Origin of the sequence: Aestuariibaculum marinum (assembly GCF_014596975.1) — a bacterium.
Lineage (GTDB): Bacteria > Bacteroidota > Bacteroidia > Flavobacteriales > Flavobacteriaceae > Aestuariibaculum > Aestuariibaculum marinum.
The window spans coordinates 143428-159509 of the sequence record NZ_JACVXD010000007.1; the positions used below are offsets into that span (position 1 = coordinate 143428).

Below are 16082 nucleotides of genomic sequence, written 5' to 3' on the forward strand. Positions count from 1 at the left end.
CAAATTCAACTTTAAATTGGTTTTCATGAAGCAATTCATTATCCTACTTTTTGTATGTCTTCAATATAGTGTATATGCCCAAAATGAATTGTATTACGAAAAACCGCCCGTGTTTTCAAGTTGTGATTCTGTTGCGGTTAGTGAATTGCAAAAATGTTTCGATGCCAATGTTTATAATCACATTTATAACACATTTCAGGTCCCTCAAAAGGTTACAGATGATGCATACAAAGGAGATATCGTGGTGTTATTTGAAGTGGACACCCTTGGCGCTTTTAAAGTTGTTTATGTTGATGCGATGTACGAGGAGCTAAAAACGGAAACCAAACGCGTGTTTTCTCAATTTCAAAAAGTACTACCTGCAACTTATAACGGCAGAAAAACGTTTAAACAATATTCAATAAAGGTGAAAATTCCTTTAATTGATCAGGCCGAACTTCAAAGTCAGAGAGCTAAAACAAACAAAATTATAACCTTAGAGGAACAAGCTAAAACGGAGTTTGATAGTGTTAATGCGAATTTGGTTGCGTTTGAAAATAAGGCCTATTCCAGTCAGTTAAATATTCCGTTTACACATGCCGATTATGCAAAATTCGATAGACAAATTAATGTAGTTGGAACGAATAGTCATACCGCATCTAAACCTTTTGTGTATAGAGATGTAGCCAAATACTACGATTTTAAAGCAGAAACAGCAAAACTTCAGCAGAATAGAGAAACCTGGTTTGGTAGAAAATTATGGAACGAACATTTGGTACAGCTACAAGGAAAAGATTATTGGTTTACCATCGATCCGATTTTAGATTTAGAAGTCGGTAAAGATACGGATGCCGATTTTAGTTCAACCTATAATAATACCCGAGGGTTACGCGTACAAGGTGGGTTAGGTAAGAAATTTAACTTTTTTACAACCGTTTATGAAAGTCAGGGGAGATTTGCACAGTACTTTAACCAGTATGCTGAGAGTTTAAAAGCTTTTGGGCCAGATCCGGCCATTATACCCGGGCGTGGTATTGCGAAACGTTTTAAAACAGATTCGTATGATTATCCGGTAGCCGAAGCTTACTTGTCTTATGCCCCGGTCGATTTCTTAAATATTCAGTTTGGGCATGGTAAGAATTTTATAGGTGACGGATACCGTTCTTTATTGTTAAGCGATGTGGCTAGTCCGCATCCGTTTTTAAAATTAAACACCCAATTCTGGAAAATAAAGTACACGAATACCTGGATGTGGTTACGAGATGTACGCCCTGAAGTGACTGAAGATGGTGCTTTTTTAACCAAGTATATGGCTAATCACTATCTAAGTTGGAATGTATCGAAACGATTAAATTTAGGTTTCTTTGAATCTGTAATGTGGACCGATGCTAATAGTCGTGGGTTTGATATTAATTATTTAAACCCCATTATTTTTTACAGAGCCATAGAGTTTGAAACTGGGCAAGACGCTGGAAATGCTATTTTGGGAGCTTCTGGAAAATATAAAGTGAACGATAATATTAATGTTTACAGTCAGTTTGTGTTAGATGAATTTAAACTTAGTGATGTAAAAGCTGGTGAAAGAAGTTGGACAAATAAATATGGTTATCAATTAGGAGTAAAATATTTCAATGCCTTTAAAGTTGAAAACTTAATGCTTCAAGCAGAATACAATCGTATTCGTCCGTATACTTATTCGCACAATACAGTCGCTACCAACTATGGGCATAATAACCAATCTATGGCGCACCTGTGGGGTGCTAATTTTAGTGAGTTTATTTTAATTTGTCGTTATCATTATAATCGATGGTTTGCAAATGCTAAGTTTATTTTAGGTACACGTGGATTAGATTTTAACGATGGAACCGATAATTACAGTTATGGAGGTGATGTGTACCGTGATTATGATGACAGGCCTTTTGACAAGGGTGTTGAAGTGGGGCAAGGAAATAAAACCAAAGTGTTTAACGGAAATCTTCAGGCAGGCTATTTAATTAATCCGGCATCGAACTTGAAAATTTTTGCAGATGTAACTTTCAGAGATTTTAATCCGGAAGCGGAAACGGCATCAACGTTTAATTCGAATACAGTTTGGATAAACTTTGGTATTCGTACTGATTTATTCAATTGGTATTTCGATTTTTAAAATTTAGCATTTTGACTATAAAGGTTTATGTGATTTTATTGGATGAATATTTGAGTAAATTGAATTTCTTTTGGCTGTTCGTTTTCAAATAAAGGTGTGGTTTCAACATTTACAATTATTTTCCATTCATTTTCCGATAGTTTTTCACCTTTAATTGTTCCATTTTTTACTTGATATTGATTATGATTAACCCATGCTCCGAGCTGTTGATAATAACAGTTTGTTAAAAGAAGATCATTATCTATATATTCAAAAGCCACACTGGTATTTTCAATTTGAAAAACTAAATTCTCTTGCCACTCATCGTCAATTATATGGTCACATTGGGCTCCGATGTGATTATATTCAAATAATAATTTATTTCCATCAACTATATTGTAGTTGTTTCTGTTAAATTCAGTGTCGAACTCAATTACTATTTCTTTTTGAGTATTCCAATTAGATAGGATTGTTTCAGGATGGCAATCATTTTCATCGTCATCATTATTACAAGAAAGAAAACAATTTGTAAGTATGAAGAGTAAATAGATATATCTTTTCATAAGTTTTATTTCATAGATGCAAAGTTTGATAGAAGGTTGCGTTAAATTACGTACAATTTAATTCGATGTGATTTTGCTTCAACTTATTCATGCTCAACCAACTTTTTTAAATACCTGTAAAAAGCATTGGTCAAATTGGTATTAAAAAGTATCTTTGCACTCGCAAAAGAAAGGCGTGTAAGCGAAACTCATTAAAGAGTGCTTATAAAGCTTAAGAGAGAATGGTTTAATTTCGAGCTAAACTTCGGAGTATTAAAATCTCGATTATCGAGTAAAAAGAACATTGAGTAACTCAAAAACTTCATTAACAGCCCCTTCGGTTATTTCAGATTTTAAAGAAATCACGAAAATGCGCTTAGCATTAAGCGTGGTGTTTTCATCACTTGCCGGGTATTTATTAGGGGTTGATACGGTAAGCTATAAAACACTTTTATTACTGGCTTTAGGTGGGTATTTTATGGTGGGAGCATCGAATGCGTTTAATCAGATTATAGAAAAAGATTTAGATGCTTTAATGAATCGCACCAAAAACAGACCGATTCCTTCAGGGCGTATGTCTGTAACAACTGCATTTATTATAGCCTGTGTATTTACGTTATTAGGTATCATTATTCTGTATGCTATTAACAAACAAACGGCCATGTTTGGGGCGATATCTATTTTTCTATATACTTGTGTATATACGCCGTTAAAAACCAAAACCCCATTAGCGGTCTTTGTTGGAGCTATTCCAGGGGCGATTCCATTTATGTTAGGATGGGTGGCAGCGACTGACGATTTTGGTATTGAACCGGGAACCTTATTCGCGCTTCAGTTTTTCTGGCAATTCCCGCATTTCTGGGCCATAGGCTGGTTTTTATATGAGGATTACAAAAAAGGAGGTTTCTTTATGTTACCAACAGGAAAGCAGGATAAAGGTACTGCGGTACAAATTATAATGTATACCATCTGGACTATTTTAGTGTCTATTATTCCAGTATTTGGTTTTACCGGAAAATTAGAGTTGAGTATTGTATCGGCGGTAATTGTATTCTTATTAGGGTTATGGATGCTGTATTATGCGTTCCGATTATTCAAAATAATGACCGAAAAGGCAGCCAGACAATTGATGCTGGTTAGCGTATCGTATATATCGCTAATACAAATTGTATACGTAATTGATAAATTTATTAGATAAACCATGGATTTAACACAGGGTACAAGAGAAGAAAAAACAGGAAGAGCTAAAAAAATGATGCTGTGGTTTGGTATCATTTCCTTAGTGATGTCGTTTGCTGGGTGGACGAGTGCTTTTATTGTGAGTAGTTCACGACCAGATTGGTTAAAAGACTTTCAATTACCAAATGCTTTTATAATAAGTACTGTTGTTATTGTGGCTAGTAGCGTTGCTTTTCTTCTGGCAAAGCAAGCTTTAAAAAAGGATAACAGAACTGGTACCATGCTTTGGTTAGTGGTAACGTTAGTGTTGGGTGTGGTTTTTATCTACAACCAGTTTGCAGGTTTTCAGCAAATCATAGAATTAGGGTATAACTTTACAGGGCCAACTAGTAATGTAACCATGTCTTACGTTTATGTTATTGCAGTAATGCACATATTGCACGTTGTGGCCGGGTTAATTTGTTTATTGGTGGTAATTTATAATCATTTTAAACAGAAGTATTCATCTAGCAATATGCTTGGCTTTGAGCTAGCTGCAACATTTTGGCATTTTGTTGATATACTGTGGGTATATCTATTTCTCTTTTTATATTTCGTAAGATAAAATAATTCAGTTTTTTATAAAATCGTTGTAAACATCGGTAAACATCGGCATTTAAGCACTTAAAAATTAAGTTTGATGTTTTATTACATGAATAAAATACTTATTTTTGTCCAAATTTTAAAATAATAACCAACATATATGAGTACTACAGTTGTAACTACTGAGACAGGAGGTAAAACTTGGGGTGGTGGTAATGAGCCACTTAAGGCAAGTTACGGTAAGATGATGATGTGGTTTTTCATCGTTTCTGATGCCTTAACATTTTCAGGTTTTTTAGCGGCCTATGGGTTTTCAAGATTTAAATTTATTGATGCGTGGCCAATAGCCGACGAAGTATTTACTCACGTACCGTTTTTACACGGGCAAGAGTTGCCAATGATTTATGTGGCATTTATGACTTTTGTACTTATCATGTCGTCTGTAACTATGGTGTTAGCTGTAGATGCAGGGCATCACTTAAATAAAGCGAAAGTTACTTTATATATGTTCTTAACCATTATAGGTGGTTTAATCTTCGTAGGATCTCAAGCATGGGAGTGGGCGACATTCATTAAAGGAGATTTTGGAGCAGTAGAAACTAAAGGTGGTAACATTCTACAATTTGTAGATGCTGAAGGTCACCGTGTGGCATTAAAAGATTTTGTAGTTGCAGGAGAGCACGACCGTGTTCAGCAAGAGCGTAAAAACGGATTATGGTTCGTAGGTGAAGGGTCTTTACCAAGCTATACTGTAGAAGACGTTATTCATGGTTTTGAAGCAAACGATAACCTTTTAATCAGAACTCAGGAACTAACTGAAGATGGTCAGAAAACAGTTTTAACAAGAGCTGAATCTTTAAACCAATTAAAAACTAACGGAAAATTAGTTGTAGAAGGTGCTAACTTACAGCACAACGAATACGGTTCGCCATTGTTTGCAGATTTCTTCTTCTTTATTACTGGTTTCCACGGATTCCACGTATTCTCTGGAGTTGTTCTTAACATCATTATTTTCTTTAATGTTGTTTTAGGAACTTACGAAAAACGTAAGAGTTACGAGATGGTTGAGAAAGTTGGTTTATACTGGCACTTTGTCGATTTAGTTTGGGTATTTGTATTTACATTCTTCTACCTAGTTTAATATTTAAAATAGCATTAAAATGGCACAAGATCATAAATTAGAAATATTTAGAGGATTAGTTAAGTTTAAATCCAATACTCAAAAAATTTGGGGTGTTTTAATTTTCTTATCTATTGTTACTGCAATTGAAGTTATTTTAGGTATTTACAAACCAGAAGCTTTAATGGCAAAAGTGTTAGGTATGAAATTACTTAACTGGATATTCATCATTTTAACCATCGTAAAAGCATATTATATTACATGGGACTTCATGCACATGCGTGATGAAACCAAAGGCTTAAGACGTGCTGTTGTTTGGACAACCATTTTCTTAATTCTTTATTTAACCTTTATCTTATTACAAGAAGGTGGATATGTATTTAACGTTTACGATAAAGGATATATAAAATCAGATTTTTAACTATTATAATTTAGTTAAATAGAAATATAAAGGCGGTTATTAAACCGCCTTTTTTTATTTTTGCACCGCAATACACAACAGGTATTTAATGAATTACAAGAAAATAAGTAGATACGTCGTTTTAGCAGTTTTATTCTTTCTGCCTGTAACCTTTCTATTGTTTTTATATCCGGCAACACATAACTACACGCCGCTAGATATTGTTAATAAATCGGTAATAGATCTTGAAGGGTTTACCTCTGAAGACGAAGAAGACATTCTTTTAAAAGATCACATTACGGTTTTAGGGTTTTTAGGAATCAATCCAATGGATAATGCGGTTGAAGCTTCAAATTTAAAGGAGTTGGTTTACGATAAATTTAAAGGCTTTAAAAGGTTTCAAATTGTGTTGGTTGTACCTAACGGAACAGAACAATCTGTTGAAAAATTAAAGGAAGAAGTCTTTACTTATGAAGACTTAAAATTCTGGCATTTTGTGTATGGTACACCTGAACAAATTGAAAAAGTGTATGCAAGTTTAAAAAGTGAAGAAGCTTTAGGGTCGAGATTAGAAACCAATAAAATTTTTATCATCGATAAAGACTTATACCAACGAGGACGATTCGACGATAGAGAAGACCGTGAGAAAGAAAAGAATAATCCGGTTTATGGTTTGTATGCATACAACACGATTGAAGTTGCCGAGATTAAAAATAAGATGAGTGACGATTTACGTATTTTGTTTACCGAATACAGGCAGAAGCGTAAAGGCGAATTCGATTCGTCAAGCCGAAGAGAAAACGATTTAAAAAACAGTCATGAAGAAGAATAATTATTCATACATAGGTATTGCATTTATCATTTTACTGTTTGGTATTTTGTTTGTGCCAAAAATTATAGATCGCATTCAAAATGGCGATGTGGTTCGTGATGAAAGCCGTAGTGATTTTGCAAATGAAAATAGAGACCATACATCCGATTTAGCTTTTATTGAAGTTGATGGTGTGCCTAAAAAAGTGCCAGCATTTTCATTTACCGACCAAAATGGGAAAACCGTAACCAATGAAGATTATGTAGGTAAGGTGTACGTTGTAGAATTCTTTTTTACAACGTGTCCAACCATTTGCCCAAGGATGAGTAAAAACCTAGTTCAGATTCAGAATACTTTTAAAGATTTTGAAAACTTTGGAGTAGCATCATTCACTATAAACCCTGCTTATGATACGGTTGAAGTGTTAAAGGAATATGCAACCCAATATGGTGTTACAAACCCACACTGGCATTTAATGACTGGTGATCGCGATGCGATTTATAAATTATCTAACGAAGGGTTTAATTTGTATTCAGCCGAAGACGAAAATGCAGCTGGAGGTTTCGAACATTCGGGTAACTTTGCATTAATTGATAAAAACGGATTTATAAGATCTAGAAAAGACGATTATGGAAATCCAATTATATATTACAGAGGTATTGCTTCAGAAGAAGAACAGTTAGACGAAGACGGCGCGCCTCAGGAAATCACAGCATTAAAAGAAGATATTAAAAAGTTACTTGATGAATAATTCAGAGCAAATTATAGACGATAAAAAGTATAATAAGTTAATTGTTATTTTGTCGGTGGTTATCCCGGTAGTGGTTGCTGTTTTATTTGGTGTTAAAATCGATGCTACGCTTCCTGTATTTTTACCACCAATTTATGCAACGATTAATGCGATTACGGCCTTGGTTTTGGTATTGGCTTTTATGGCAGTACAAAATGGGAAAATTAAATTGCATGAACAACTAATGAAGTTTGCTATTATTTTATCCTTACTATTCTTAGTGATGTATGTGGCTTATCATATGACGAGCGATTCTACCAAATTTGGAGGAGAAGGCGTATTAAAGTATATGTATTATTTTGTTTTAATCACGCATATTTTAATGTCTATTATTGTAATACCGTTTGTGCTTATTACTTACGTGCGAGGGATTACTAATAATATTGAAAAGCATAAGAAAATAGCAAAAATTACATTCCCTTTATGGTTGTACGTTGCTATTACCGGTGTTGTAGTTTATATTATGATTTCTCCGTACTATGCATAATTCAGTAAAATATAAAATTGTATTCAGTGTTTTTGTATTAGTTTCTTTTTTAGAAACCAATGCTCAATGTGCTATGTGTCGTGCCGTTTTAGAAAGTGAAGAAGGACAATCTGCGGCGCAGGGAATAAATGATGGTATCGTATATTTAATGGCGCTGCCTTACATTTTAGTGGGAGGTATCGGCTATCTTATTTATAAGAAATTTAACACATCAAAAAAGTAAAGTGTAAATTTTTTAAACTATTTTGTAACATATTCTTACTTGGTGAGTCTAACTTCCAAACGACCCTAAGTAATCAAACTTTCTTAGTATATGTTACAAATTCATGAATTGCACAAATCCTATCCTATAGGTGACTCCAGTTTACACGTATTAAAAGGTATCGATTTATCGGTTGAAGAAGGCGAAATGGTGGCTATCATGGGGTCTTCAGGTTCAGGTAAGTCTACTTTGTTAAATATTATTGGAATGCTTGATGAAGCAGATTCTGGTGATTATATTCTTGATGGGTTAACCATTAAAGATCTTACCGAAAAAAAGGCAGCTGTTTACCGAAATAAATTTCTGGGCTTCATTTTTCAATCCTTCAATCTCATTAATTATAAAACGGCACTTGAAAATGTAGCACTACCTCTATACTACCAAGGAATGAAAAGAAAGGAACGTTTAGAGCTGGCATTGTTTCATTTGGAAAAGGTTGGATTAGCCGAATGGTCTCACCATTTACCTAAGGAACTTTCCGGAGGGCAAAAACAACGTGTAGCGATTGCCCGTGCATTAGCTGCAAATCCTAAATTATTACTCGCCGATGAGCCAACGGGAGCGCTCGATACCAAAACATCTCACGAAATTATGGCATTCATTCAGCAGTTAAATGATGAAGGGAAAACTATTTTAATGGTGACCCATGAAGAAGATATTGCCAATATGTGTAAGCGTATTATTCGTTTAAGAGATGGTGTCATTATGGAAGATACTAAAGTAAATCAAGTAAGAGCTGAACAGTATGTTTGATTTAGATCTTTGGCGAGAAATATTTCAAAGTATAAATAAAAACAGAACCCGAAGTCTACTTTCTGGGTTTACTGTAGCATTTGCTATTTTACTATTTGCCATTCTTTTTGGTATTGCCAATGGTTTAAAAAACACATTTAAAGAAGCTTTTGGTGATGATGCTACAAATGTAATTTTTATCAATTCAGGTACAACAACTCGGGCAAATAAGGGACTTCAAGCTGGAAGAAAAATTCAATTCAAAAACGAAGATTTCGATTTTATTAAGGACGAATTTGGTGAAAAAGTTGAATTCATTACTGGTCGTATATATCGAAATGTAAATGCATCCTATAGAAGTGAGAAAAATAGTTACAGTGTTAGGGCTGTTCACCCAGACCATCAGTTTTTGGAAAAAACTAAAATTAAAGAAGGAAGATATATTAATCAAAACGATTTAAACAATCTTACAAAAGTAGTAATAATAGGTCGTTTGGTTGAAGAAGATTTGTTTTCTAAAACCACGGCTATGGGAAAATACATTAATTTAAGTGGTATTCCGTATAAAGTGGTTGGAGTTTTTACAGACGACGGTGGTGATAATGAAGAGCGATTAATTTATATGCCAATTTCTACAGCGCAACAAGTTTATGGTAATAATGACTATATCGACCAGATAAATTTGTCTTATAATCCGGAATTAAATTATGATCAGGCCTTGGCTTTCGGAAACGATTTAACACGGGAATTAAAAAAGCGGTTTTCAGTAGCTACTTCAGACCAGCGAGCCATCCGAATTTTTAATCTTGCCGAAAGCTCTAAAAGAGTAGATATGATGACCTTTAGTTTAACGGTAATTATTTTGGTTATTGGTTTTGGTACATTGGTCGCAGGTGTAGTGGGGATTAGTAATATCATGATTTTTATTGTTAAAGAACGTACTAAGGAAATTGGAATTCGTAAAGCATTAGGTGCTTCACCTCGATCTATAGTTTCTATAATTTTAATAGAATCTATTTTAATTACCGCTATTGCTGGCTATGTAGGATTATTGGTTGGTATTGGTGTATTAGAATTGGCAGGTCCTAGTTTAGAGGCTTACTTTATAAAAGATCCAGGTGTTAGCAATAGCTTAGTGTTTGGTGCAACAATTACCTTAATTATTGCCGGTGGTATTGCTGGGTATGTCCCAGCAAAAAAAGCATCTCAAATAAAACCAATTGTAGCTTTAAGAAATGATTAATATGTTTAGATTTTTATTCGACAGAGATACTTGGCAAGAAGTTTTAGATAGTTTAAATAAAAATAAGCTTCGCTCTGTATTGACTATGGTTGGTGTTTGGTGGGGTATATTGTTACTTATTGGTTTGTTAGGCTCGGCTAGAGGTTTGGAAAATTCTTTTAATCGATTATTTGGGGATTTTGCAACTAATAGTGTTTTTATCTGGGGACAAAAAACAAGTAACCCATTTAAGGGGTTTCAAGAAGGTAAGAGTGTGCAATTGTCTTTAACTGACGCAAAAAAAATAGAAGAGAACATAGATGGTATTGAATTTGTTTTGCCTCGTAATCAAAAACAGGTAGCGGCAACTCGAAATTTTCAGACAGGTAGTTTTAGTATGGCGGGTGATTATCCGTTATTAGATAAGCTTCAAAAGAAAGATTTGCTTAATGGGCGTTTTATTAACGAAAATGATATTAAGGATAATAAAAAAGTAGTAGCAATTTCAGATGATGTTTATAAACAACTTTTTGAAAAGGATGAAAATGCTATAGGTGAATATGTTGAATTGAACGGTATCAATTTTAAAGTTATTGGTGTTTTCGATGTTGGAGATATTAGAATGGGTCCTACTCAGGATATGCATATTCCTTTTACTACCTATCAACAAATATATAATCAAGGCGACCGCATTGGCTGGTTAATGATTACTGGTAAGTCAGGATTCAATATCAAGCAAATAGAGCTTGATACAAAACTCTTGCTGAAAAATTTAAATAGCATTCACCCCGATGATAATCGAGCTTTCGGAAGTTTTAATCTGGGGAAAGAATTTGCCAAGTTTACCGGATTTTTAACCGGAATGCAATTTTTAACATGGTTTGTTGGCATAGCAACACTTATCGCGGGGGTTTTCGCGATTGGAAATATTTTATTAATTACCGTTAGAGAGCGTACCAAAGAGATAGGGGTTAGAAGAGCTTTGGGAGCGACACCTTTTGAAATTAAGAGACAAATTGTTGTTGAAGCAGTTTTTATAACCTTAATCGCAGGAATTTTAGGAATTATTTCCGGAGGATGGATTTTAATTTTGTTAGACCATTTGTTCGGACAAGGAGAGGATGCAGCATTGGTAAATGCCTCTGTATCTATCGCTGTTGTGTTTATAGCATTAGTCATATTAGTTATTCTGGGAACTTTAATTGGGCTTATTCCTGCCTTTAAAGCCACCAGTATAAAACCTATAGAAGCATTAAGAGAAGAGTAATAATCAAAAAAAGAACATGAGTAATACAGTAAAAATTATAATTGGAATTGTTGGTTTAATTTTACTATTGGTGGTTTTAAAATATTTTAAAGATGCCAACTCCAAAGCTATTGAAGATTTTAAGGTAGAGGAACCTTTTTACACATCTATTAATACGCAGGCCGTAGCCACGGGAAAATTAAATCCGGAAGAAGAAATTGAATTGAAGCCGCAAATTTCAGGAATTATAGATGAGATTCTGGTGGAGGAAGGTGATAAGGTAGAAAAAGGAGATTTAATCGCTAAAATTCGGGTAGTACCTAACGAGCAAAGTTTGGTAAGTGCCAACAGTCAGATAAAAACGGCGCAATTGGCTTTTAACAATGCAGAAACCTTATATAACAGAAATAAGGCGCTATTTGAAAAAGGTGTGATTGCTCAGCAGGATTTTGAAAATAGTGAGTTATCGTTTAATCAGGCAAAGGAAACGTTACGACAGGCACAAAATAATTATCAAATTATAAAAAGAGGTTCTATTTCGGGAGGTGCATCGGCCAATACCAATATTATTGCGCAAATATCAGGGACTATTTTAGAGATTCCGGTACGTGAAGGAGATCAGGTGATTGAAAGTAATAACTTCAATGATGGAACAACCATTGCAACGGTTGCCGACATGAGCCAAATGATATTTGAAGGTAAGGTTGATGAGGCTGAAGTTGGTAAAATTTCAGAAGGTAAGGAAATAAAGGTAGTGTTAGGAGCTATAAAAGATAAAGATTTTCCTGCAACATTAATTTTTATTGCCCCTAAAGGGATTGAAGAGAATGGTGCCGTTCAATTTACCATTAAAGCTAACGTAACAATCGATGAAGGTATAAATGTAAGAGCCGGATATAGTGCCAATGCCGAAATAGACATTGAAAGTAAAGATAGTGTATTTGCAATCCGCGAAGCATTACTTCAGTATAACCGAATAACCGAAAAACCTTTTGTTGAAATATTAGAAGAAGAAGAAGAAGGTAAATACAAAAAAGTAGATGTGGAGTTAGGGATTTCAGATGGTATTAATGTTGAAATTACAGAAGGTTTAAAAGAAGGAGATAAAGTTAAAGTCTGGAACAAGGCTTCGGAAGATGAAAAGGAAGAAGGCAGAGGTCCTAGACACTAAAAGATAAATTGATTATGTTTAAATTAAAGAACTATATAATTTTAACACTGCTTTTTGGAGTGGCGTCTGCTTTTGCTCAACAAAAAACATGGAGCTTACAGGAGTGTATAGATTATGCTTTAGAGAATAATATTAGTGTACAAAAGTCTAATAATTCTATTTTAACAAGCGAACAAGATGTAATAGCTGCAAAAGGTAATTTGTTACCTTCTTTAGGAGCAAGTGCTGGCCAGTCTATGGGGTTTGGTAATCAAGAGTTATTTCAAGGGCAGTTTGTTAATCGTACATCTCACCAAACCAATTTTGGAATACAGGTGTCGCAGAATATATTTAACGGTTTTCGCAATACAAATATTTATAAACAGTCGTTACTGTCGCAAGAGGCGAGTGAATTGCAATTACAACAATTAAAAGACGATATTTCGCTAAATGTAGCTAATGCTTATTTAAATGTTTTATTTAATAAGGAAAATTTAGAGGTTGCAAAGGCTCAAATTGAATTTTCTAAAAGCCAATTAGAGCAGGTTAAAAGTTTTGTAGAGGCAGGTGTTCAGCCCAAAGCAAATATTTTCGATGCCGAGGCCACTTTAGCTTCAGATGAGCAAAGTTTAACCACGGCCGAGAATAATTATAATTTATCCTTGCTAACATTATCTCAATTGCTTCAAATTCCATATAAAGGATTTCAGGTAGAAATGATAAATATCGATGTGTCTTATTTTGCCTTGTTCTATAATGATGTCGATTCTATTTTAGAATATGCTTATGGTAATAGAAATGAAATTAAACTGGCAGAAAAAAATATAGAAGTAGCCGAGCTGGGTACCGAAATTAATAAAGCAGGGTATTGGCCAAGTGTAAGTTTTGGTTATGGTTTTGGGTCTAATGTTTTTTATTCCAATTTAACCGAAAATGAAGATTCATTTTTTAATCAGCTTAATAATCAAAAATCACATTCGTTTAGATTAGGAGTAAGTATTCCTATTTTTTCACAGTTTCAAAATAAAACAGCAGTAGCTAGATCTCAAATTCAGGAATTGAACTCTAAATTAGATTTACAGCAGGCTAAATTAGATTTAGAAGGTAATATTCAAAGAGCATTTACCGATGCTCAAGCAGCTTTAAAAACCTACGAATCTGCAAAAAAATCTATTGAATCTCAAAAACTGGCCTTCGAAAATGCCGAAGAACGTTATAAATTTGGGAACATGACGGCTTTCGATTTAGAGCAAACCAGAATACGATACCTGAATGCACAAAATTTATTAATAAATGCGAAGTATGATTTTGTTTTTAAGACAAAAGTTTTAGACTTTTACATGGGAAAAACATTAACAGATTAAAATTGGCATTAATACTTAATATAGAGACGGCTACAACAAATTGTTCGGTAGCCTTGTCAAGAGACGGAGAAACGATCTTTTTAAAAGAAGATAACAGCAAAAATTATTCGCATGCCGAAAGTTTACATGTATTTATCGATTCAGTTTTAAAGGAAGCTAATGTTCATTCGAAAGATTTAGATGCTATTGCTATAAGTAAAGGTCCGGGGTCTTACACGGGTTTACGTATCGGGGTTTCTGCGGCTAAAGGGTTGTGTTTTGCTTTAGATAAACCTTTAGTCTCTGTGCCAACATTACAAGCTTTGGCTCGCCAGGTAAAAATTACCGACGGCGTTATTGTCTCGATGCTAGACGCCAGACGTATGGAAGTGTATTCGGCAATTTATGATTTTAATTATGCTGAGGTAAGAGCAACTGAAGCCCAAATTTTAGATGAAAACGCGTTCGCGGAATATTTAAATAGGGGTAAAGTATACTTTATAGGTAACGGTGTGGAAAAGACCAAGACCTTAATTCAGCATCCTAATGCCATTTTTGTACATGAGAAATTACCTTCTGCAAACGAAATGGGAGTAATAAGTGATGCTAAGTACAAAAAAAGCGACACCGAAGATGTCGCTTATTTTGAGCCTTATTATTTAAAAGACTTTGTGGTTACAAAACCAAAACCGAAGTCTTAAGCATTTTTGTGTATTTCTACTTGATGTGGGTAAGGAATTTCAATACCAGCAGCATCAAGAGCTAATTTAATGTTTTCCATACATTCAAAGTAAACGGTCCAGTAATCTTCAGAGTTACACCATGGCCTTACAGCAAAGTTTACGGAGCTATCAGCCAATTCTAAAACATTAACAGTTGGAGCAGGCGTATCAATTACTTTCGGGTGCGATGTTAACACATTCATTAAAACGTCTTTGGTTTGTTTAATGTCTGAGTCATAACTAACACCAATAACTAAGTCAACACGACGTGTGCCTTCAGTAGTGTAATTAATAATGTTTCCGTTTGATAAGGCACCATTTGGAATAATAATTTCTTTGTTTGAAAGTCCTGTTAATTTTGTAGTGAAAATTTCGATGTGTTTTACAACACCTATTTCACCTTGAGCTTCAATTAAATCACCAAGTTTAAAAGGTTTAAAAATCATAATTAAAACCCCCCCGGCAAAATTACCTAACGATCCCTGTAAAGCCATACCCACAGCTAAACCAGCGGCGGCAATAATGGCAGCAAAAGAAGTGGTTGGTACACCAAGGGTTCCTAACAGGGTAATAATTAAAAGGATTTTTAAGCCCCAGCTAAAAAGGTTTAATAAAAATCTTTGCAGACTTTCCTCATAATTACTTTTCGACATAATTTTTCGAGATGCCTTCAGGATGTTTTTAATAATCCACGATCCAATAATCCAGATTAGAATCGCTCCGATTACTTTCAGCCCGTATTCTGTAATAAAGTCCATTAACTTCGATGAGTCAAAACTTTCAAAATCAATTTCTGCTAAATTCATAATGTGTTTGTTTAAATTTCATTCAAAAATATTAACTAATCTAGACTTTACCCCGAAAAACTGGTAAAAAAATAGTTAAATCCTACAAAAGTCATAATTAGTTAAGTGTGTTTACGCTGCATAAGACCCTTAAATTTTGTTCAGGTCACATCTATATAGAATGTTTTGGGCGTTCCCCTTCGTTTTACTTCGGGTCGGGCTATCCATTTTATGCTTCTATATATTTATAGAGTAAAAAGTGGTATTTATTATACATATATATAACAAAGAAAGTAGGATGCAAGCATAAAAAGGATATCATTACTATCCCTAACTCAGAAATCAACTTTAATAAAGTATTATGGTAGAGACGTTATTATATATAGATACTATAAAGCTGAAGGTTTTGCATTTAAATAGGGCATTTAAAAAGCATAACTTAAAAATAATTTAGTGTAACCTCTTGATAATAAGCTTGGGATATAAAACTTCAAAAAAAAGGTTTAAAAAAGTTTGTTAGTTAGAGAGAAAGGGTGGTATATTTGCAGCCCGTTAGCGGCGAAGCTGCTAGGGTAAGTTCATAAAAAGATAGCGATACGAGGTTT

At 34.2% G+C, this 16082-nt stretch carries 17 protein-coding genes; 15 read left to right on the forward strand and 2 right to left on the reverse strand.

All coding sequences use genetic code 11. The features are described from left to right. The first annotated feature begins 25 nt into the window (after window positions 1-25). The gene (locus tag ICJ85_RS12495) at window positions 26-2125 is read left to right on the forward strand and encodes a gliding motility protein RemB (protein WP_188224131.1); all 2100 of its coding nucleotides are present in this window, start codon (window positions 26-28) and stop codon (window positions 2123-2125) included. 35 nt (window positions 2126-2160) lie between these two features. Here ICJ85_RS12495 and ICJ85_RS12500 read toward each other — a convergent pair whose 3' ends face one another. After that, a complete protein-coding gene (locus ICJ85_RS12500; protein ID WP_188224132.1) occupies window positions 2161-2667 on the reverse strand; it encodes a hypothetical protein in 507 nt (168 codons plus the stop codon). Between the two features lie 283 nt (window positions 2668-2950). On the opposite strand from ICJ85_RS12500, the gene cyoE reads away from it, so the two are divergent. From cyoE to tsaB, 14 genes are all read left to right on the forward strand, one after another. Continuing rightward, window positions 2951-3844, forward strand: coding sequence for a heme o synthase (gene cyoE / locus ICJ85_RS12505; RefSeq protein ID WP_188224133.1), 894 nt, complete (start codon window positions 2951-2953; stop codon window positions 3842-3844). A 3-nt stretch (window positions 3845-3847) separates the two neighbouring features. Then, window positions 3848-4429 carry a cytochrome c oxidase subunit 3 gene (locus ICJ85_RS12510; protein ID WP_188224134.1) on the forward strand — a complete coding sequence of 194 codons (582 nt, stop codon included), beginning with the start codon at window positions 3848-3850 and terminating at the stop codon, window positions 4427-4429. 138 nt (window positions 4430-4567) lie between these two features. Continuing rightward, on the forward strand, window positions 4568-5548 hold the full coding sequence (locus ICJ85_RS12515) for a cytochrome c oxidase subunit 3 (protein ID WP_188224135.1): 981 nt from the start codon (window positions 4568-4570) through the stop codon (window positions 5546-5548). Window positions 5549-5567: 19 nt separating this feature from the next. After that, window positions 5568-5948, forward strand: a complete 381-nt coding sequence (locus ICJ85_RS12520) for a cytochrome C oxidase subunit IV family protein (RefSeq protein ID WP_188224136.1) — start codon at window positions 5568-5570, stop codon at window positions 5946-5948. Window positions 5949-6036: 88 nt separating this feature from the next. Then, a complete protein-coding gene (locus ICJ85_RS12525) occupies window positions 6037-6759 on the forward strand; it encodes a hypothetical protein (protein WP_188224137.1) in 723 nt (240 codons plus the stop codon). Then, window positions 6746-7489 carry an SCO family protein gene (locus ICJ85_RS12530; RefSeq protein ID WP_188224138.1) on the forward strand — a complete coding sequence of 248 codons (744 nt, stop codon included), beginning with the start codon at window positions 6746-6748 and terminating at the stop codon, window positions 7487-7489. Before ICJ85_RS12525 ends, ICJ85_RS12530 begins: the two co-directional genes overlap by 14 nt. Continuing rightward, window positions 7482-8015 carry a DUF420 domain-containing protein gene (locus ICJ85_RS12535; RefSeq protein ID WP_188224139.1) on the forward strand — a complete coding sequence of 178 codons (534 nt, stop codon included), beginning with the start codon at window positions 7482-7484 and terminating at the stop codon, window positions 8013-8015. The genes ICJ85_RS12530 and ICJ85_RS12535 overlap by 8 nt, the downstream gene beginning before the upstream one ends. Continuing rightward, window positions 8008-8238, forward strand: coding sequence for a hypothetical protein (locus ICJ85_RS12540; protein WP_188224140.1), 231 nt, complete (start codon window positions 8008-8010; stop codon window positions 8236-8238). Before ICJ85_RS12535 ends, ICJ85_RS12540 begins: the two co-directional genes overlap by 8 nt. 90 nt (window positions 8239-8328) lie before the next feature. Continuing rightward, on the forward strand, window positions 8329-9030 hold the full coding sequence (locus tag ICJ85_RS12545) for an ABC transporter ATP-binding protein (protein WP_188224141.1): 702 nt from the start codon (window positions 8329-8331) through the stop codon (window positions 9028-9030). Then, complete coding sequence (locus tag ICJ85_RS12550; protein ID WP_188224142.1) at window positions 9023-10252, forward strand: ABC transporter permease; 1230 nt, start codon at window positions 9023-9025, stop codon at window positions 10250-10252. The genes ICJ85_RS12545 and ICJ85_RS12550 overlap by 8 nt, the downstream gene beginning before the upstream one ends. Window position 10253: 1 nt before the next feature. After that, the gene (locus tag ICJ85_RS12555) at window positions 10254-11498 is read left to right on the forward strand and encodes an ABC transporter permease (RefSeq protein ID WP_188224143.1); all 1245 of its coding nucleotides are present in this window, start codon (window positions 10254-10256) and stop codon (window positions 11496-11498) included. Between the two features lie 16 nt (window positions 11499-11514). After that, window positions 11515-12648 carry an efflux RND transporter periplasmic adaptor subunit gene (locus ICJ85_RS12560; RefSeq protein WP_188224144.1) on the forward strand — a complete coding sequence of 378 codons (1134 nt, stop codon included), beginning with the start codon at window positions 11515-11517 and terminating at the stop codon, window positions 12646-12648. A 14-nt stretch (window positions 12649-12662) separates the two neighbouring features. Continuing rightward, complete coding sequence (locus ICJ85_RS12565; RefSeq protein WP_188224145.1) at window positions 12663-13991, forward strand: TolC family protein; 1329 nt, start codon at window positions 12663-12665, stop codon at window positions 13989-13991. 2 nt (window positions 13992-13993) lie between these two features. Further along, on the forward strand, window positions 13994-14671 hold the full coding sequence (gene tsaB, locus ICJ85_RS12570) for a tRNA (adenosine(37)-N6)-threonylcarbamoyltransferase complex dimerization subunit type 1 TsaB (RefSeq protein ID WP_188224146.1): 678 nt from the start codon (window positions 13994-13996) through the stop codon (window positions 14669-14671). Here tsaB and ICJ85_RS12575 read toward each other — a convergent pair. Next, a complete protein-coding gene (locus ICJ85_RS12575) occupies window positions 14668-15498 on the reverse strand; it encodes a mechanosensitive ion channel family protein (protein ID WP_188224147.1) in 831 nt (276 codons plus the stop codon). The genes tsaB and ICJ85_RS12575 overlap by 4 nt on opposite strands. Window positions 15499-16082: the final 584 nt, after the last annotated feature.